Annotated in this window: 14 protein-coding genes; 7 read left to right on the plus strand and 7 right to left on the minus strand. The window is 67.1% G+C overall.

What is annotated here, in order from left to right; genetic code table 11:
- Positions 1 to 358: 358 nt before the first annotated feature.
- The 4 genes from DIS04_RS19200 to DIS04_RS19215 are packed head-to-tail and all read right to left on the minus strand — an operon-like array spanning position 359 to position 6115.
- Positions 359 to 3241, minus strand: a complete 2883-nt coding sequence (locus DIS04_RS19200) for an FAD-binding and (Fe-S)-binding domain-containing protein (RefSeq protein WP_111415402.1) — start codon at positions 3239 to 3241, stop codon at positions 359 to 361.
- Positions 3238 to 3906, minus strand: coding sequence for a LutC/YkgG family protein (locus DIS04_RS19205; RefSeq protein ID WP_111415403.1), 669 nt, complete (start codon positions 3904 to 3906; stop codon positions 3238 to 3240). Before DIS04_RS19205 ends, DIS04_RS19200 begins: the two co-directional genes overlap by 4 nt.
- On the minus strand, positions 3903 to 5363 hold the full coding sequence (locus DIS04_RS19210) for a LutB/LldF family L-lactate oxidation iron-sulfur protein (protein WP_111415404.1): 1461 nt from the start codon (positions 5361 to 5363) through the stop codon (positions 3903 to 3905). Before DIS04_RS19210 ends, DIS04_RS19205 begins: the two co-directional genes overlap by 4 nt.
- Positions 5360 to 6115: a (Fe-S)-binding protein gene (locus DIS04_RS19215; protein ID WP_111415405.1), complete on the minus strand. Its 756-nt coding sequence runs from the start codon at positions 6113 to 6115 to the stop codon at positions 5360 to 5362. The genes DIS04_RS19210 and DIS04_RS19215 overlap by 4 nt, the downstream gene beginning before the upstream one ends.
- Positions 6116 to 6428: 313 nt before the next feature.
- Here DIS04_RS19215 and DIS04_RS19220 point away from each other — a divergent pair, with 313 nt between their 5' ends.
- The 3 genes from DIS04_RS19220 to DIS04_RS19230 are packed head-to-tail and all read left to right on the plus strand — an operon-like array spanning position 6429 to position 10504.
- On the plus strand, positions 6429 to 7202 hold the full coding sequence (locus DIS04_RS19220; protein WP_111415406.1) for a GntR family transcriptional regulator: 774 nt from the start codon (positions 6429 to 6431) through the stop codon (positions 7200 to 7202).
- A 10-nt stretch (positions 7203 to 7212) separates the two neighbouring features.
- Positions 7213 to 9129 carry a sensor histidine kinase gene (locus DIS04_RS19225; RefSeq protein WP_245904632.1) on the plus strand — a complete coding sequence of 639 codons (1917 nt, stop codon included), beginning with the start codon at positions 7213 to 7215 and terminating at the stop codon, positions 9127 to 9129.
- A complete protein-coding gene (locus DIS04_RS19230) occupies positions 9122 to 10504 on the plus strand; it encodes a sigma-54-dependent transcriptional regulator (protein WP_111415407.1) in 1383 nt (460 codons plus the stop codon). The genes DIS04_RS19225 and DIS04_RS19230 overlap by 8 nt, the downstream gene beginning before the upstream one ends.
- Here DIS04_RS19230 and DIS04_RS19235 read toward each other — a convergent pair.
- The 3 genes from DIS04_RS19235 to DIS04_RS19245 form a co-directional block, all read right to left on the minus strand.
- Positions 10398 to 11150, minus strand: a complete 753-nt coding sequence (locus tag DIS04_RS19235) for a metal-dependent hydrolase (protein WP_422668270.1) — start codon at positions 11148 to 11150, stop codon at positions 10398 to 10400. The genes DIS04_RS19230 and DIS04_RS19235 overlap by 107 nt on opposite strands.
- 102 nt (positions 11151 to 11252) lie before the next feature.
- Complete coding sequence (locus DIS04_RS19240; RefSeq protein ID WP_111415408.1) at positions 11253 to 11816, minus strand: gamma carbonic anhydrase family protein; 564 nt, start codon at positions 11814 to 11816, stop codon at positions 11253 to 11255.
- A gap of 39 nt (positions 11817 to 11855) precedes the next feature.
- Positions 11856 to 13196, minus strand: a complete 1341-nt coding sequence (locus tag DIS04_RS19245; protein WP_111415409.1) for a sodium-dependent transporter — start codon at positions 13194 to 13196, stop codon at positions 11856 to 11858.
- Between the two features lie 144 nt (positions 13197 to 13340).
- On the opposite strand from DIS04_RS19245, the gene prlC reads away from it, so the two are divergent.
- From prlC to DIS04_RS19265, 4 genes are all read left to right on the plus strand, one after another.
- Positions 13341 to 15392, plus strand: a complete 2052-nt coding sequence (gene prlC / locus DIS04_RS19250; RefSeq protein WP_111415410.1) for an oligopeptidase A — start codon at positions 13341 to 13343, stop codon at positions 15390 to 15392.
- Positions 15393 to 15469: 77 nt separating this feature from the next.
- Positions 15470 to 15715: a YheV family putative zinc ribbon protein gene (locus DIS04_RS19255; protein ID WP_111415411.1), complete on the plus strand. Its 246-nt coding sequence runs from the start codon at positions 15470 to 15472 to the stop codon at positions 15713 to 15715.
- Positions 15716 to 16064: 349 nt separating this feature from the next.
- The gene (locus DIS04_RS19260) at positions 16065 to 17051 is read left to right on the plus strand and encodes a TAXI family TRAP transporter solute-binding subunit (protein WP_111415412.1); all 987 of its coding nucleotides are present in this window, start codon (positions 16065 to 16067) and stop codon (positions 17049 to 17051) included.
- Between the two features lie 87 nt (positions 17052 to 17138).
- Positions 17139 to 19334: a TRAP transporter permease gene (locus tag DIS04_RS19265; protein ID WP_111415413.1), complete on the plus strand. Its 2196-nt coding sequence runs from the start codon at positions 17139 to 17141 to the stop codon at positions 19332 to 19334.
- Positions 19335 to 19381: the final 47 nt, after the last annotated feature.

Genomic DNA, 19381 nt, shown 5'->3' on the forward strand with positions numbered 1-19381 from the left:
CTCGCCAGCGCCCTGCGAGGAAGGCGTATTCTACTGAAGTGGCTGAGCTTGTCAACTCTCTTCGCCGCCGTCACCGGAAGGTGACCCTGGCCGCGAAGCCCCGCGTCGCGGGTGGCCGTGAGAGCCCCCAGCGGGACCCTCGCAAGTGGGGCGCATTCTAGCGAATCCGCCGCGGACGTCAAGTGAGAATCTTGCGAAGCGAATCGAAAAATTCAAACCGAGACAGCCACTTACCACTCTTCTCACCGCTGGCCACGTTGCCCGTCGCCGGCAGCGGATGCGTACTTTACGCATTCCCNGCGCCACCCGAGCGCGCGGACTATCCACAGGCGCTCGACGCGAGAGCCTGTGGGCAGTTTCAGGCACTGGCTTCCTGCTCGCCAAGCCGCTGACTGGCCCGGTCGAGCAGCGAGAGAATCGAGCGATACGGGATGCCGCCATGCAGCGACAGGCCGATCTCACAGGTGCGCGAGTTGGAGTAACCCGCGTCGCATTCGCCCACCTGTTCGGCCAGTCCCTTGAGCGCCGAGGCGTTGAGCTCCGGCGTAACCAGCCCCTTGTCGCCGGCGAAACCGCAGCAGGTGATCTCGGCCGGCACCACCACCTCACGAGCGCAAGCGCGTGCCAGGGCCACCATGCGATCGCCCAGGCCCATGTGGGTGCTGGAGCAGGTCACGTGCACCGCCACCCGCTCGTCGAGCGGCGTGATCGCCAGGCGCGGCAGCAGGTAATCGTGGGCGAAAGACACCGGCTCCTGCACGCTGAGACGCTCGTCCAGCCGTCCTTGCATGTGCAGCACGCAGGGGCTGGTGTCGCTGAGGATCGGGTAGCGTCCGTTCTGACTCGCGACCAGCAGCTCCCGGTTCAGCTCACGCGCCTTGTGCGTCGCTTCGTCGAACTGACCTTTTGACTGGAAGGCCATGCCACAGCAGAGATGCCCCGGCATCTCGGGCACGATCGCCTCGAAGCCGGCCTTGTCGAGCAGCGCTAGCGTGATCTCCATGATCGAGCGGCTTTCGCTGTCGCCATGACCGGCACCGAAGACCCGTGTCGCACAGGAGGGGAAGTAGACCACCTTGTCGCGGAGCGCCTTGCCTGTCGTCTTTCGCTTGAGCACACGCATCGTCGCCGCCCTGGGCAGGGTGGGGATCCACTGGGGCACCTTTCCCCTACTGGCCCTGGTGATCGTCCCGCTCACCTTGGACAGCCCTTGCTCGCCGAGCACGACACGCCCGACGCCGGCCAGGTTGAGCATGCCGCGTGCCAGACGCGTAGTGCCGGAAAAGTGTCGTCCTATTCGGCGCGCCGTGTCGGCATGCCGCGCCAGGCGCTCGTGGCGCATCTCGCGAATCAGCTCGCCGGTGTTGATGCCCACCGGGCATTGGGTGGCACACAGGCCGTCGACGGCACAGGTCTCGTCACCGGCGTAGCGATAGTCCTTGCGCAGTCGCTCGAGCCGTTCGGCCTCCTGCATACCGAGCCCCTCGCCCAGCGCCTCGAGCCTGGCCATCTCTCGGGCAGCGACAATGCGCTGACGCGGGGTCAGGGTGAGGTCGCGCGAGGGACAGACGTGTTCGCAGAAGCCACATTCGATGCACTTGTCGACGATGGGATCGGCCGCCGGCAGCGGCTTGAGGTTCTCCAGGTGCAGGGTCGGGTTGCGACTGAGGATGACGTCGGGGTTAAGCAGGTTTTCCGGATCGAACAGCGCCTTGACCTGCCACATCAGCGCATAGGCCTCTGGACCCCACTCCAGCTCCACGTAGGGCGCCATGTTGCGCCCGGTGCCGTGCTCGGCCTTGAGCGAACCGCCGTACTCGACGGCGACCAGCTGCGCGACCTCGTCCATCAGCGCCTGGTAGCGCTCGACCTCGCCGGGCTTCTCGAAGCCCTGGGGGAAGACGAAGTGCAGGTTGCCCTCCAGGGCGTGGCCGAACAGGATCGCCTCGGAGTAGCCGTGACGATGGAAAGCCTCGGTCAGCGCCAGCACGCCCTCGTCGAGGCGCTCGATGGGGAAGGCAACGTCCTCGATGATCACCGTGGTGCCGGTGTCGCGCACTGCGCCGACAGCGGGGAAAAGCCCCTTGCGGATCTTCCAGTAGAGTTCGTAGAGGCTCTTGTCTTGAGTGAAGGTGACCGGCTCCAGGGTGTGGATACCCTCGAAGATGACCTGTACCGCCTCGAGCCGCGCCTGAAGTTCCGCCTCGTCGTTGCCACGCACGTCGATCAGCAGTGCCGCCGCCCCGTCGGGCAGGCGCTTGAGCCCCTCGGGCATGCCCGGCTTGTTTTCCACCGAGCGCAGCGCGGCGCGGTCCATCAGCTCCACCGCCGAGACCGGCGCCGGCTTGAGCGCGATGGTGGCGCGGCAGGTGGTGGCCATGTCGGGAAGGAAGACCAGCGCCGCGGCCTTGTGCGGCTCGTCGACGACGGTGTCGTAGGTAATGGTACTGATGAAGCCGAGGGTGCCCTCGGAGCCGATCATCAGGTGCTTGAGGGTCTCAATGCCGTCGTCGAAGTCGATCAGGCTGTTGAGCGCGTAGCCGGTGGTGTTCTTGAGACGGTATTTGTGGCGGATCTTCTCCGCCAGCGCCGCGTTGGCCCGGGTCTCGGCGGAGAGACGCTCGAGCCCTTCGACGAGTGCGGCATGGCTGCGCCGAAACGCCTCGCAACTAGCCGGGTCGGCAGTGTCCAGGCGGGTGCCGTCGGCCAGGATCACCCGCATGTCGCGCACCGTGCGGTAGCTGTTCTGCGCCGTGCCGCAGCACATGCCCGAGGCATTGTTGGCGGCGATGCCGCCCACCATGCAGCTGTTGATGGAGGCCGGGTCGGGGCCGATCTTGCGCCCGAACGGGGTCAGCAGCTGGTTGGCCCGGGCGCCGATCACCCCGGGCTGCAGGCGGATGGCCCGGCCATTGTCGAGGATCTCGTGGCCGCGCCAGCCCTCGCGCAGCTGGATCAGCACCGAGTCGGTCACCGCCTGCCCCGAGAGCGAGGTCCCGGCAGCACGAAAGGTGACCGGAAGGCCGCGCTGGCGACAGCCGGCCAGCACCGCCATCAGCTCATCCTCGTCGGCGGGACGCACCACCAGCTTGGGGATGAGCCGGTAGAAGCTGGCGTCGGTGCCGTAGGCCAGGGTGCGCAGCGGATCGTCGATCAGCCGCTCGGCGGGCATGATCTTGAGCAGTTCCTGCTTGAGCTCACGCCAGCTGTCGGCAGCAGGCGCCTTCGTTGCGGCGGTCATGGGCGCTCCTCGGCGTGGCGCAGCAGCACCACCAGTACGCGCGGGCCGTGGACGCCATAGGCCAGGGTCTGTTCGATGTCGGCGGTCTTGCTCGGCCCCGAGATCAGCAGCGCATTGGTGGGCATGCCGCCGGCCCAGCCGTGGGCTTCGACCACGTCGAAGAAGGTGTCCTCGACGGTGTCGGCATCGAGCACGGCGATGTGGATCGGCGGCACCAGGCTCAGCAGGCGCGGCTCGTCGGGGGTCGGCCACAGCCACAGGCTGCCGGTCTCGGCGATGGCGCCGCGCGTGGAGGTCAGGCCGGCATCGGTGTCGTGGAATTGCTCGTGCCGCCAGGTCTCGATGTCGCGGTCGGCGTCGAGCAGGATGACCTCGTCTTTGGCCAGCGCCGCGCGGGCTTCGGCGGCGACGGGGTGCTCCCGCCCCAGGGCCAGGCGTCGAATGCCCTTGGCATCGAGCACGCCGGCAAGTACCTTGGTCCAGTCATCGCGTGACGTGTGGATCACCTCGCCATGCACGGAGGTGATCCAGCGCTCGAAGCGCGCCAGCCGCTCTGCGTGATCCCAGCCGCGCCCGGTGACCACGGCGAAGTCGCTCTCGGGAGCCGCCAGCGGTCCGTCGGCGCGTTCGCGCAGGCGCTTGAGGATATTGTCGCGGGCACTCATGAACGCTCCCCCCCATCCTCATCGGATTTGCCTGCCTGGTGGCGTTTGACCATTGCATGCAGTGAAACCTTGGCCGGCTTGGGCGCGGTGCGGTATTCGGTCCAGGGACCAAGCTTCGACGGCATCAGCGCCTGGAGCTTGCCGGCGAGTGCCGCACCGCTGCGCCAGGCGGCGGGATGGGTGGCCAACCACTGGAAGCCCTTCCACGCCGCCACCTCCTTCTTCGTTCGCTTGACGCCGGCACCGCGCACGTTGCCGCGCCCCTCGCCCACCGCCTCGCGACGCAGGCGCACCAGCAGGTCGGGAATCGGGATCTTGACCGGGCACACCTCGCCGCAGGCGCCGCACAGGCTCGAGGCGGTGGGCAGGTCCTTGGTCGCCTCCAGGCCCATCATGTGCGGCATCAGGATGCTGCCGATGGGGCCGGGATAGGTGGTGCCGTAGGTGTGGCCGCCCACCCGGGTATAGACCGGACAGTGGTTCATGCAGGCGCCGCAGCGAATGCAGCGCAAGGTGTCGAGCAGCTCATCATCCTGGTAGATGTTGGAGCGGCCGCTGTCGACCAGTACCAGATGGACTTCCTGCGGCCCATCGTGCTCGCCGGGCTTGCGCGGCGAGCTGATCATGTTGAAGTAGGTGGTGACGTGCTGGCCGGTGGCCGAACGGGTCAGCAGCGCGTAGAGCGGCGGCACATCGCGCAGGTGTTCGACCACCTTCTCGATGCCGGTCACGGCGATGTGCACCGGCGGCACGGCGGTGGTCATGCGGCCGTTGCCCTCGTTTTCCACCAGGCACAGGGTCCCGGTCTCGGCCACGGCGAAATTGACCCCCGAAATGCCGACATCGGCGGCCATGAAGCGCTCGCGCAGCTGGGCGCGCGCCGCGGCGGTCATGGTGTCGACGTCGCGAGTGCGCTCGATCCCTGTCTTGTCGTGCATGATCTCGGCGATCTCGTCGGTATTGAGATGGATCGCCGGCATGATGATATGCGAGGGCGTCTGTTCGTTGAGCTGCACCAGGTATTCGCCAAGATCGGACTCCAGCGCCTCGATGCCCGCCGCTTCCAGATGGGCATTGAGGTGCATCTCCTCGGAGACCATCGACTTGCCCTTGATCACTGCCCTGGCGCCGTGGCGCTCGCAGATCTCGCCGATGATGCGGCACGCCTCGTCGCCGTTCTCGGCCCAGTGCACCTGGATGCCGTTGGCCTGGCAGTTGGCCTCGAGACGCTCCAGCAGGTCGGGCAGCTTGGCCAGCGCACGCAGGCGAATGTTGGCCCCCAGCTCGCGCAGGACCTCGAGGTCCCAGTCGCTGAAGACGTCGCGGCGCTTGGCCATCAGGCCATCCATCGCGCGGCGAAAGTTGGCGCGAATCTGTGGGTTGCCCAGGGCATCGTGGGCCTGGCGGTGAAATTCGCGCGGGGTGAAGGTCTGCACCGGCTCGTGGGCTGCGCTCATGAGGTCCTCCGCCACAGGTAGCTGGCGATGTGCTCGCCCTCGACGGGCTTGTTCTGGTGCTCGAAGCGGCCGGCGATGTTCATCAGGCAGCCGCAATCGGAAGTCACGAAACGCTTGACGCCGGTGGCCTCGATCGCCTGGGTCTTGTCCTCGACCATGGCGGCGGAGACCTCGGGATGACGCACCGCGAAGGTGCCGCCGAAGCCACAGCACTCGGCGGCGCGGGCCTGTTCCACCAGTTCGACCTGACCCATGCGGGCGAGCAGCGCCGGGCCGGTTTCGGCCAGGCCCATCTCGCGGCGGGCGCTGCAGGACGTATGCATGGCGATCTTCTCGGGCTGCCCACGGTCCTCGAGCCTGAGCTGGCAGACGTGCAGCAGGAACTCGGTCAGCTCGTAGATCCGCCCCGCCACCTCGTTGGCGCGCGCCTCATGCTCGGTGCCGGCGAAGAGCTGCGGGTAATGGGTGCGCATCATGCCGCCGCAGGAGCCCGAGGGCACGACGATCGGCCAGGATTCCGCGAACAGATCGAGCTGCGCCGCCGCCACGGCCCGCGCCTCATCGTGGTAGCCGGAGGTGTAGGCAGGCTGCCCGCAGCAAGTCTGGCCCTGGGGGAAAAGTACCATGATGCCTTCGCGCTCGAGCAAGCGTATGCCATCCAGACCGGCGTCAGGATAGAAGAGGTCGATCAGGCAGGTACCGAAGAAGTAGACCTTCTCCGGCTTGGGTGGATACAGCTTGACTGACGTCATTGGGCTCCCTCACTGTCGACCCTTGGGCCGTGGGCGGTCTGCTGATTGGCGCATGCTATTGTTGAAAATTGGTCAAACCAATTTACCGATAGAGGTCGTTGAACCTTAGGACCCGCCACGGGACGTGTCAACGCCACGCCCCGCTTTATGCCTCGGATTCGCATAGACTTTGGTCTACCCAACTGACCGATGACGAGGCCTCTCCACTGGTCGGGGCACCACATGCCCCATGCCATTTGCATGGCGGCGCTTTTCCAGTCACTATTGGTAAGACCAATTAGGCGAATATCGGCTCTGCCCAGGAAAGATTCGCATGACCTACCAGAACGTGCGCCAGCCGCGGCTGGCCGACGTCATCACCGAGCGGCTCGAGGCGATGATCCTCGAGGGCAGCCTCAAGCCTGGCCAGCGCCTGCCCCCCGAGCGCGAACTGGCCGAACGTTTCGGCGTCTCGCGCCCCTCGCTGCGCGAGGCGATCCAGAAGCTGGCCACCCGCGGCCTGCTGACCAGCCGTCAGGGTGGCGGCACCTTCGTCACCCGCGAACTCAACAGCGGCTACAGCGACCCGCTGCTCGACATGCTGGCCCGGCACCAGGAGTTCCACCTGGACCTGCTCGAATTCCGCGACGCCATGGAGGGACTCTCGGCCTATTATGCCGCACTTCGCTCCACCCCGGCCGATCGCGCCATGCTGATCAAGCGCTTCGAGGAGCTGGAGGCCTGCTTCGCCGGGCGCAACCCCGAGCTGGAAGCCAAGGCGGATGCCGCCTTTCATCTGGCCATCGCCGAAGCGGCACACAACGTTCTGCTGCTGCATACCATCCGAGGCATCTTCCACCTGCTGGAGAAGAGCATCGTCGACAACCTGGCCCACCTGTTCGAGAAGCCCCAGTCGCGACCGATGCTGATGAAGCAGCACCGTGCCCTGCTCGATGCCATCCTCGAGGGCCGCGCCGAGGATGCCCGAGCACGTTCCCACGAACATCTGGTGTTCGTCGAGGAGGAACTGCTGGAGATGGAGCGCGCCGAAACCCGCGCCCAACGCGCCTTGCGGCGCGCCCAGGCTCTGCCGGAAATCCAGCTGTAGGGAACGTCGCGTGAAAGGCCCTCATCACCCGCCCCGCCTGTCGCTCCGCCTGCGTCGGCTGCTGTTGCTGCTGCTGCCGCTGGGCCTGGTCGTGGTCATGTGGCAGGCTTCCCAGGTGGCGCGCGAGCAGGCGCTGCAGACCCTGGTGCGAGAGGCCGAGAACGAGCTGCGCCTCTCTGCCGCCGGCCTGGAAGGCCATCTGACGCGCCATGACTACCTGCCGCAGCTGCTGGCCTCGCGCGGGATGGTGCGGCGCTTCCTGCTCAACCAGGGAGAACAGGACCCGATGCCGCTCAACCTGCTGCTCGACCAGTTCCGTGCCACTGCGGACGTGTCGGACGTCTATCTGCTGGATGCCTACGCCAATACCGTGGCGGCCAGCAACTGGCATCGGCCGGATACCTTCATCGGCCAGAACTATGCCTTCCGCAGCTACTATCAGGATGCCATCGAGGGCAAGCGCGGCCGCTTCTACGGCCTGGGCGTGCAGTCACTGGAGCGAGGCTACTACTTCTCGGCCCCGGTGTGGCTCGACGACACGGCCCCCGACGCCCGTCCCAGCGGCGTGATGGTGATCAAGGTGCTGCTCGACGCGATCGAAGAGAGCTGGGCCGAGCAGGACGCCGAGCTGATGGTGACCGACGAGGACGACATCATCTTCATGGCCAGCCACCCGGCGCTGCGCATGGCCGCCCTGCATCCGTTCACCGAGGAGGAGCGGCAGGCGCTGCTGGCCACCCGCCGCTACGCCGACGAACCGCTGACCCACTCCGGCATCGAGGTCTTTGCCCATCGCGACGATGGCAGCCAGCTGGTGCGCTTCACCAAGGGCGCACTCGATGGCAGCCGCTACCTCGGCATGGCTCGCCCGATGGAGGCGTTCGGCTGGAACATGCACATCCTAAAGCCGCTGGATTCGGTCTACAGCGCCCAGTGGCTGGCCGCCGCACTCGCCGGGGGGCTCTACGGCGTGGTCACCCTGGCGGGCGGCATCGGCTGGCAGCGCCGTCGGCTGCGCCGGGAGCGGGAGCTGTTCACCGAGCGGGAACGCCAGACCCTGGCCCGGGCGCGGGACGAGCTGGAGCGCAATGTCGCGCTCCGCACCCGCGACCTGCTGGATACCAACCGGCGGCTTTCCGACGAGATCGAGGAGCGGCGCCGGGCCGAGGAGAACCTTCGCCAGACCCGCGACGAGCTGATTCAGGCCGCCAAGCTGGCCGTGCTCGGCCAATTGGCTGCTGGCATCAACCACGAGCTCAATCAGCCGTTGGCCGCCATTCGCGCCTACGCCGAGAATGCCCGTGCCTTCCTCGAGCGCCAGCGCCTGGACGCCGCCGACGCCAACCTGGCCCAGGTGGTCGAGCTGACCGAGCGCATGGCCGAGATCAGCGCCCAGCTGCGCCAGTTCTCGCGCAAGAGCGACAGTTCGCTGACGGCGGTCTCGGTCCAGGCGTGCTTCGGCTATGCGCTGCGCCTTTACCAGAATCGCCTGCGCAACGTCGAGGTGATACGCCGCTGGGACGACGAGGTCTGGGTGCATGCCGACCTGGTGCGCCTCGAGCAGGTGCTGGTCAACCTGATCGGCAATGCGCTGCAGGCGATGACGGAGTCCCCCGCCCCCAAGCTCATCCTCGACATCGAGGTCGCCGCGACCCAGGTACGGATCAGCGTCACCGACACCGGCCCCGGCATTCCCGAGCCGCACCTCGCGCGCATCTTCGAGCCGTTCTTCACCACCAAGTCGCCGGGCAGCGGGCTGGGCCTGGGCCTGTCGATATCAGCACGCATCATCAAGGACCTGGGAGGCAGCATCGAGGCCACCAACCCGCCCGATGCCGGTGCGTGCTTCACCATCATCCTGCCCCGCGAGGAACGTTCCGACGCCTCCTCGACATCGCCAACCCAGGAGCAGCGCTCACATGCATGACCCGGCGGCCATTCCGGTACTGATCATCGACGACGAACCCCACCTGCGCATCACTGCCGGCCAGACCCTCGAACTGGCCGGCTACCAGCCGGAGCCGCACGCCAGCGCCGAGAGCGCCCTCGAGGCACTCTCGCCCGACTTCCCCGGCGTGATCGTCAGCGACATTCGCATGCCCGGCATGGACGGCATGGCGCTGCTGCGCGAGGTGCGGCTGCGCGACCCGGACCTGCCAGTGATCCTGATCACCGGCCACGGCGACATCTCCACCGCCGTCGAAGCCATGCGCGAGGGCGCCTGGGACTTCCTCGAGAAACCCTTTGCCGGCGAGCGGCTCGTCGAGATGGTGCGCCGCGGGGTCGACAAGCGGCGCCTGAGCCTGGAGAACCGTCAGTTGAAGGCGGAACTGGAAGCCCAGCAGGCCGCCCCAGGACCGCGTCTGGTGGGGCGAACCCCCGTCATCCAGCGTCTCGCCTCCATGGTGCAGCGCATCGCCCAGGTGGAAACCGACGTCCTGCTGTTCGGCGAGACCGGCACCGGCAAGGACCTGGTGGCGCGAGCCATCCACGAGCGCAGCCCGCGCGGCGGCCATCCCTTCGTCGCCATCAACTGCGGAGCGGTGCCGGAGAGCATCATCGAGTCGGAGCTGTTCGGCCATGAGAAAGGCGCCTTCACCGGCGCCGTGGAGCGCCGCATCGGCAAGTTCGAGTACGCCAACGGCGGTACCGTGTTCCTCGACGAGATCGAGTCGATGCCGCTGGCACTGCAGGTCAAGCTGCTGCGTGTGCTGCAGGAGCGCTGCGTCGAGCGCCTCGGCGCCAACGAAACCGTGCCGCTCGACCTCCGCGTGATCGCCGCCACCAAGGTCGATCTCAAGCTGGCCGCCGAGGCCGGGAATTTCCGCGAGGACCTCTACTACCGACTCAACGTCGTCACTCTGCCGATCCCGCCACTGCGCGAACGGCGTGAGGACATCCCCCTGCTGTTCCAGCACTTCGCCGTGGTTGCCGCCAATCGCAGCGGGCAAGAGACCCCACCGCTGGACGCCACCGGCATCTCCACCCTGATGGCGCATGACTGGCCCGGCAACGTGCGCGAACTGCGCAATCTGGCCGAACGCTACGTGCTGCTGGGGTCAGCCTTCGACCACCGCCTCGACGTGCTGCTCGAGGGCGTCGAGGGGGGCGGCACCGATCTTGCCCTGCCCCAGCAGGTGGAGTTGTTCGAGAAGAGCGTGATCAGCCAGTCGCTGGTCAGCCACCGCGGGCGCATCACCGAGGTCTGCGAGCACCTGGGGCTGCCGCGCAAGACGCTCTACGACAAGCTGCGCAAGTACGGGCTGAAGGCCGAGGACTACCGCCACAACGTCGAGCCCTGACGCCACAGTTCCTGCAGCGAGGCAAAGGGCGGCAGCCACGGCAGCAGGCTCGTCGCGACCAACAGCATGAGCAGCGAGTTGCCGGCGCACGGTAGTCGAACGGCTTGAGGGCCGTGCCGAAGGAGCGCTTGAGCCGCGCGCCGGTCAGGTCCACGCTGAAGAGTTCGTCGAGCAGCAGGTGGATACAGTAGCCCAGCAGCAGGGCCGCCCCCTGGGCCCAGGCGAGCCGGGCCGGCTGGCCGAGCCACTGATAGCCCGCAACGCTGGTCGCCAGCCCGCACAGCACGGCGGCCAGCAGCGAGTGCCAGATACCGCGATGCACGGAGAAGCGCTTGAAGATGGGGCTGAGCACGACACGCACCCCGAGGTAGAGCCCGCCGCATACCATCAGCAGCGCCCCTGGCTCGAGCTGGGCATGCAGCAGGAGTACCCCCACCACCACCGCCAGCACGGCCATGGTATTGAAGATCAGGCGCACGGCGTGGGAATGATCGGCATCGATATCGGGCAGGATGCCGCCGAAGGCGGTCAATGCCCCGAGCGGCAGCGCCTCGCCCGGGGACCAGAGCTCCCCCTGCCAGCCGATGAAGGCCAGCAGGGCACCGCCGCCCACGGCGGCACTCAGATGGGTGCGAAAGTCGGCCATGCCGGGCAAACTCCATAACTGTATAAATAAACAGATTATTTTGCCCGGCGCAGAAGCACAACGGCCTCTTGGTTTTTTCTTATCAGGCGAAGTAACGCGACGTCACTTTGCTGTCGGCTTGTCTCGCTCGGCCAGGTACTGGTCCTTCAGTTTCACGTAGTTGCCGGCGGTATAGGGAAAGAAGGCCCGCTCGCTCTCCTTCAGCGGGCGCAGCGCCTTGGCCGGATTGCCGGCATAGACATGGCCGCTCTCGAGACGCTTGCCCGGGGTCACCACGGCCCCGGCGGCGATGATCACCTCGTCCTCGACCACCGCGCCGTCCATGACGATGGCCCCCATGCCCACCAGGATGCGACTGCCCAGCGTGCAGCCGTGCAGGATCGCCTTGTGGCCGATGGTGACGTCATCGCCGATGGTGAGCGGGAATCCGCCCGGGTTGAAATCGCTGGCGTGGGTGATGTGCAGCACACTGCCGTCCTGCACGCTGGTGCGCGCCCCGATGCGAATGCGGTGCATGTCGCCCCGGATCACCGCCATGGGCCAGACCGAACAGTCGTCGCCCAGCACCACGTCGCCCAGCACCACGCTGGCGGGATCGACGTAGGCCCTGGCCCCCAGGGTGGGGCGCGTGCCCTGCCAGCTACGAATGGGATCGTTCGAACACATGAGAAGCCTCCAGGTCGGCACCGGCCGGTACATTGCGTTTCACAGCAGCCCCGCGATCAGCACCATGGCCGCCAGGGGAATCGAGATCCAGCGTACCACCCCTTGCCACAGGAGAAAGCCCGACCCACCGGCTCCCAGGGCCGCCCGGGCCTCGCCGCGCGGCATGATCCAGGCGGCGAAGGCCGCGATCAGCAAACCGCCCACCGGCAGGAAGATCTCGGTGGGTATGGTGGTGACCATGTCGAAGGCATTCATGCCGAACAGCGGTCGCCACTCGGCCAGGGTGGAGAACGACAGTACCGACAGCAGCCCCACCAGCCACACACCGATGCCGACCGCCGCCGCGGCCTTGCCGCGGCTCATCCCCCAGCCCTGCAGGGTGGCCACCATGGGCTCGGCCAGGTTGATCGACGAGGTCCAGGTCGCCAGCAGCAGCAGCAGGAAGAACACGCTGAGCCACAGCGCCCCCCAGGGCAGCTCGGCAAAGGCGATGGGCAGGGTGACGAACATCAGCCCTGGCCCCTCGCCGGGATCCATGCCCTGGGTGAACACCACCGAAAAGATGGCGATGCCGGCCAGCAGCGCCACGCCGACGTCGAGCACGGCCACCGCCCCGGCCGCGCGCGGCAGGCTCTGATGCTCCGGCATGTAGGCACCGTAGGCCATCAGCGCGCAGGCGCCTACCGCCAGGGTGAAGAAGGCGTGCCCCATCGCGTGCATCACCACCAGCGGGGTGATTGCCGAAAAGTCCGGCCGGAACAGCCAGGCCAGCGCCGTGGCGAACCCGTCGGTGGTGGCGGCGTAGCCGGCCAGCAGCAGCAGCAGCAGGTAGAGCAGCGGCATCAGCAGGTTGTTGAGCCGCTCCAGGCCCTTGGCCACGCCCGCCGCGACCACGGTCATGGTCATGAACAGAAACAGCGTGTGGTTGAAGGTCATCCGGCGCGGGTCGCCGAGGAAGGCCTCGAAGCCGGTCGCGATCTCGGTGGGGTCGCGACCCACGAAATCGCCGTTGATCGCCATGACGAGGAATTCAATGGACCAGCCCGAGACCACGGAATAGAACGACAGGATGCAGAACACGGTGACGGCGCCGAACAGCCCCAGCAGCCGCCAGTGGCGACTGGCTCCGGCCTGGGCCGCCAGATGGCCCAGCGACTGCATCGGCGCACGCCGCCCGGCGCGGCCGATCATGATCTCCGCCATCATCACCGGCAAACCCAGCAGCAGCACGAAGACCACGTAGAGCACCAGGAAGGCCGCCCCACCGTTCTCACCGGTGATGTAGGGGAAGCGCCAGATGTTGCCCAGCCCCACCGCCGCGCCCGTCACCGCCAGGATGAAGGCGCGCCGGGTGCTCCAGCGCTCCAGGGTTGCGTTCATGCCGTCACCTCGACTTTCGTGGAGGCGCAAGCCTATCAGGCCGGCTCGCCGCCACCAATCCCCCCGGCGGGATTGAAACCCGCCCCCCTCGGCCGCATCTAACAGCTATTCGCTTTCCCCGCCCACGATGACCCCGAGGTGCGCATGCCCCGCAATCCGCTGCTTGAGTCCCATGAGCTGCCCCCCTTCGCCGAGATCAAGCCGGAGCACGTGGTACCGGCGATCGAGCAACTGCTCGCCGACAGTCGCGCCGGCACCGAGGCCCTGGTCGAGCGCGCCCAGCAGGAAGCACCCACCTGGGAGAGCCTGGCCGCACCGCTCGAGGCGCTCAACGATCGGCTGTCCCGCGCCTGGTCTCCCGTATCTCACCTCAATGGCACCATGAACTCCCCGGCGCTGCGCGAGGCCTACCAGGCCTGCCTGGGCAAGCTCTCCGACTACAGCACCTGGCTTGGCCAGCACGAGGGGCTGTTTCGTGCCTGGCGGGCGCTCAAGGAGGGGCCGGCCTGGGCGGAGCTGGACGAGGCCCAGCGCCGCTGCGTCGACAACACCCTGCGCGATTTCCGCCTCGCCGGGGTGGACCTGTCCGACGAACGCAAGCGCCGCTACGGCGAGATCAAGGCGCGCCTGTCGGAACTCTCCAACACCTTCTCCAACCAGTTGCTCGACGCCACCCAGGCGTGGCACAAGGACATCGATGACGTGGCCAGGCTGGCCGGCCTGCCCCAGAGCGCCCTGGAGACACTGGCCGCCAACGCCGAGGCCAAGGGCGTCAAGGGCTATCGCATCACGCTCGACTTCCCCAGCTTCTATCCGGTGCTGACCTTCGCCGACGACCGCGAGCTGCGCCGCGAGGTCTACACCGCCTTCGTCACTCGCGCCTCCGACCAGGGCCCCAATGCCGGCGAGTACGACAACGCCCCGGTCATCGAGGAGACCCTGGCCCTGCGCCACGAGCTGGCCGAGCTGCTCGGCTTCGCCAGCTACGCCGAGCTGTCGCTGGTCACCAAGATGGCCGAATCGCCGCGCCAGGTGCTGGATTTCCTCGAGGACCTGGCCCGCCGAGCGGTGCCCCAGGCCCGCGAGGAGTTCGCCGAACTCGAGGCCTATGCGCGCGACACCCTCGGCCTCGCCGAGCTGGCGCCGTGGGACGTCGGCTACGCCAGCGAGAAGCTGCGCGAGGCGCGCCACGCCATCTCCCAGGAGCAGCTGCGCCCCTACTTCCCCGCGCCACGGGTGGTCGACGGCCTGTTCCGGGTGGTCGAGCGGCTCTACGGCGTCACCTTCGAGGAGGACATCGGGGCACCGCGCTACCATCCCGAGGTGCGCTATTTCCACATCCTCGAGAACGGCGCCGCCATCGCTGGCTTCTTCCTCGACCTCTATGCCCGTGAGGGCAAGCGTGGCGGTGCCTGGATGGACGAGTGTCGGGTACGTCGCCGCGACCAGGATGGCGGCCTGCAGCTGCCGGTGGCCTACCTGACCTGCAACTTCACCCGTCCGGTGGGCGACAGGCCGGCGCTGCTGACCCACGACGAGGTCACCACCCTGTTCCACGAGTTCGGCCATGGCCTGCACCACATGCTGACCCGCCAGACCGTGGCCGAGGTGTCCGGCATCAACGGCGTGGCCTGGGACGCGGTGGAGCTGCCCAGCCAGTTCATGGAGAACTACTGCTGGGAGCGCGATGGCCTCGATCTGATCGCCGGCCACGTCGACAGCGGCGCGGCGTTGCCTGCCGAGCTGCTCGAGCGGCTGCAGGCGGCCAAGAACTTCCAGTCGGCCATGGGCCTGGTGCGCCAACTCGAGTTCTCGCTGTTCGACCTGCGCCTGCACCACGAGCTCAAGGCGCCCACGGCGGCCGAGGTGCAGGCGCTGCTCGACGAGGTGCGCGACGCCGTATCGGTCGTGCCGAAGGCCGCCTTCAACCGCTTCCAGAACGGCTTCAGCCACATCTTCGCCGGTGGCTATGCAGCGGGCTACTACAGCTACAAGTGGGCCGAGGTGCTCTCCGCCGATGCCTGGAGCGCCTTCGAGGAGGCCGGCATCTTCGATGCCGACACCGGACGCCGCTTCCGTCGCGAGATCCTCGAGCAGGGTGGAGCCCGCGACGCCGCGGAGCTGTTCCGCGCCTTCCGCGGCCGTGAGCCCAGCGTCGAGCCACTGCTGCGCCACAGCGGCATTCGTGCCGCCTGACAACACCAGCACGGCGCGCTATCGTAGCCACACCGCCGCCGGAGTTCTCTTCGGTGGCTATTCCTTCCGGAGGCATCATGGCCGTTCAGAAACGCTTCATCGCCGGCGCCGTTTGCCCCCGCTGTGGCGAAATGGACCGGATCCGCGCCTGGGAGCAGCACGGCGTGCGCTATCGTGACTGCGTCAGCTGCGATTTTTTCGAACAGGCAGCGATCGAGGACGAGACGGCTGCCGAGCTCGAGACCCGCGTCAACCGTGAGCGCGAGGAGCAGCAGCGCAACACCATCCAGACCGTGAGGATCCTCGACCCTCGGCGCCGCTGACCTTGGCCGATGCGGCAACCTCTGGCGCTGGGCGTCGCCTGGCGGCGGCGCAACCCGCACCGCCTCAGCCCCGCCAGGCGGCTAAAAGTGAGCGGATTTCCGCACACTCTCCCTCACCCCCTGTGTGGGACTTCAGCCCCGGCACGCATGGCAGGATTCGACCTTGGTCGAACTCTTGATTGGCAACTCTTTGTTATCGTTCGGTGAACGAGCACGTGGCACAGCGCCTGCTTATATCACTTGCCAACCGCGAGTCCGGCGCCCGGCGCCACGGCTCGTTCTGCACCATACTGTCAACAGCGTGCCGCAAGGCCGCTGACGCATAACCACAAATGTTACGGAGATAGCCATGCGCAACGTCACACCCAAAGTGCTCACCGGAACGCTGGCCAGCGCCCTTGTGCTTGCCGCCGCTTCGGCCTCTGCCCAGGATCGCTCCGATTGGCCGAGCAACTTCACCGTGGGCACTGCCAGCCAGGGCGGCACCTATTTCGTCTATGGCTCCGGTTGGGCCAACCTGATCGCCGACGAACTCGACATCTCCGGTGGCGGTGAAGTGACCGGCGGCCCGACCCAGAACCTGGCGCTGGTGCATGGCGGCGACGTGGCCTTCGGTCTGACCACCATGGGTCCGGCGTCGGACGCCGTCAAGGGCGAGAGCCCGCTGGCACCGGGCGTGCCGATGGACAACGTCTGTGCCCTGTTCCCGATGTACGAGACGCCGTTCTCCATCACCGCGCTGGCCGACAGCGGCATCGAGTCGATCTCCGACATCCCCGACGGCGCCAAGATCGGCTTCGGTCCGTCGGCCTCCACATCGGACACCTACTTCCCGGCCATGCTGGAGGAGCTGGGCGTGGACTTCGAACGCCGTAATGGCGGCTGGGGCGACCTGGGCGGCCAGCTGCAGGACGGCCTGATCGACGTCATCGCCTTCGCCGCCGGCATCCCGATCCCGGCCGTGAGCCAGCTGGAAGTGCAGACCGACGTGAACATCATCGAGTTCACCGAGGAGGAGCAGAAGCAGGTCATCGACGCCTTCCCGGTGTCGGAGTTCTGGATCCCCGCCAGCACCTACGAGACGCTTGAGGAAGACGCCCGCGCCGTCTCCATGTGGAACTTCGCCATCGCCCGCTGCGACCTGCCCGAAGACTTCGTCTACGAAGTCACCCGGGTGACCATGGAGAACAACGACAAGATGCGCAACGTCCACCGCAGCGCGGAGCACAGCGTTCCCGAGAACCTGGAGCACAACAAGGTGCTGCCGTTCCATCCGGGTGCCGTGCGCTGGTACGAGGAGAATGGCTACGAGATCGACGATTCGCTGAAGAAGTAACCCCGTCGCTCGGCCAATGCCCCGTACCGCCCGGTGCGGGGCATGTCATGACACAGCAGCTGCACTACACCCGAGGGTGACATCCCCATGAGCAACACTTCTGATCCCCGTCCCGGGGCATCCGAGGAGGCGGTCGTCAAGACCCCCGACTCCATCGCCGAAGGGATCGACGAGGATATCGTCGAATCCAACCGTCGGCTCTATGTCGGCTGGCACTGGCTGGCCATCGCCGCCCTGGCGATCCTCTATTCCGGATTTCACCTGGTCTCACTGAACGTCTATCCGATGGAGACCTGGTCGTTTCGTATCGTGCACATTGCCGGTGCGCTCGTCCTCGGCTACGCCCTCTATGCCGGGAGCCCTTTCGCCAACGAGGCGGGTACCGACCGTTCTCCCGCCTGGCTGGCCTGGGCTGGCTACGCCCTGCTGATTCCCGGTATCTACGCCCTGGTCCAGGTCGTCTTCATGCTCCAGGAGATCCGCGGCGGCGCCATGCGCATCGACCCCGGGGTCGAGACCTGGCACTTCGGTTACCCCCTGCTGGCCGCTACCGTCGGCGGCATCCTGCTCGCCTGGAGCTACCGCCAGGTGCGCGAGAAGCTCTCGCCCGCCGACCTGGTGCTGATGGTCTGTGCCCTGGCCAGCGCCGGCTACCTGCTGGTGATCTTCAACACCCCGCTGCGCGCCTCCACCGGTACCGCCTTCGCCCCCGTCGGCCTCACCTGGGCCGCCATCTCGGGTTCGCTGCTGATCCTCGAGCTGACCCGCCGGGTCGCCGGCCTGGCACTGGTGATCATCTCGGCCGTCTTCCTGGTCTATGTCTTCGCCGGCCCCTACCTGCCGGGCTTCCTCGGCTATCCGGGCCTGTCGCTGAACCGTTTCTTCAGCCAGGTCTACACCGACACCGGCATCCTCGGCCCGACCACCGCGGTCTCCTCGACCTACATCATCCTGTTCATCATCTTCGCCGCCTTCCTGCAGGCCTCGAAGGTGGGTGACTACTTCGTCAACTTCGCCTTCGCCGCCGCCGGACGTGCCCGCGGTGGCCCGGCCAAGGTAGCCATCTTCGCCTCGGGCCTGATGGGCATGATCAACGGCACCAGCGCCGGCAACGTGGTCTCCACCGGCTCGCTGACCATCCCCTTGATGAAGAAGGTCGGCTATCCCGGCCGCAGCGCCGGGGCCATCGAGGCCGCCGCCTCCACCGGCGGCCAGATCATGCCGCCGATCATGGGCGCCGGCGCTTTCATCATGGCCGAGGTGACCGGCATTCCCTACACCGAGATCGCCGTGGCGGCGCTGATCCCGGCGATCCTCTATTTCGCCTCGATCTACTTCATGGTCGACTTCGAGGCGGCCCGCAAGGGCATGCGCGGCATGCGCAAGGACGAGATCCCGCAATTCCGTCGGCTGGTCAAGCAGGTCTACCTCTTCGCTCCGATCATCATCCTGATCGCTGCGCTGTTCATGGGCTACTCGGTGATCCGCGCCGGCACCCTGGCTACCGCCGCGGCCGCCGTGGTGAGCTGGATCTCGCCCAACAAGATGGGGCCGGCGGCGATCCTGCGTGCCCTGCAGCTGGCCGGCGTCATGTCGATCCAGATCATCGCCGTGTGCGCCTGCGCCGGCTTGATCGTCGGGGTGATCTCGCTGACCGGCGTCGGTGCACGCTTCTCCTCGCTGCTGCTCGGCCTGGCCGGATTCAGCCAGTTGCTGGCACTGTTCTTCGCCATGTGCATCAGCATCCTGCTGGGGATGGGCATGCCCACCACGGCGGCCTACGCCGTCGCGGCCTCGGTGGTAGCCCCCGGCCTGATCAACATCGGCATCCAGCCGCTGGTGGCGCACTTCTTCGTGTTCTACTTCGCGGTGGTCTCGGCGATCACGCCGCCGGTGGCCCTGGCCTCCTACGCGGCGGCGGGAATCTCAGGCGACAACGCCATGTCCACTTCGGTGGCCTCCTTCAAGATCGGCCTCGCCGCCTTCATCGTGCCGTTCATGTTCTTCTACAGCCCGGCCATGCTGATGGAAGGCTCCTGGATGCAGATCCTGCGCGTCGGCGTGACCGCGACGCTGGGTATCGTGCTGCTCTCGGCCACCGTCCAGGCGTGGTTCTTCGGCCCGGTGAAGGCGTGGATGCGCCTGGTGATGTTCGTCGGTGCGCTGTTCCTCATCTACGGCGGCATCTATACCGACATCGCCGGTCTCGCCATCGGTGGGGCATTGTTCATGCTTCAACGCAGCATGCATGGCGGCGGCGCCAAGCCCATCCCCTCGAGCTGACGCCCGGGGAATACGACGTCAAAGGCCCTGCCGGTTGGCAGGGCCTT

Source organism: Billgrantia lactosivorans (assembly GCF_003254665.1).
GTDB classification, from domain to species: Bacteria; Pseudomonadota; Gammaproteobacteria; order Pseudomonadales; family Halomonadaceae; genus Halomonas; species Halomonas lactosivorans.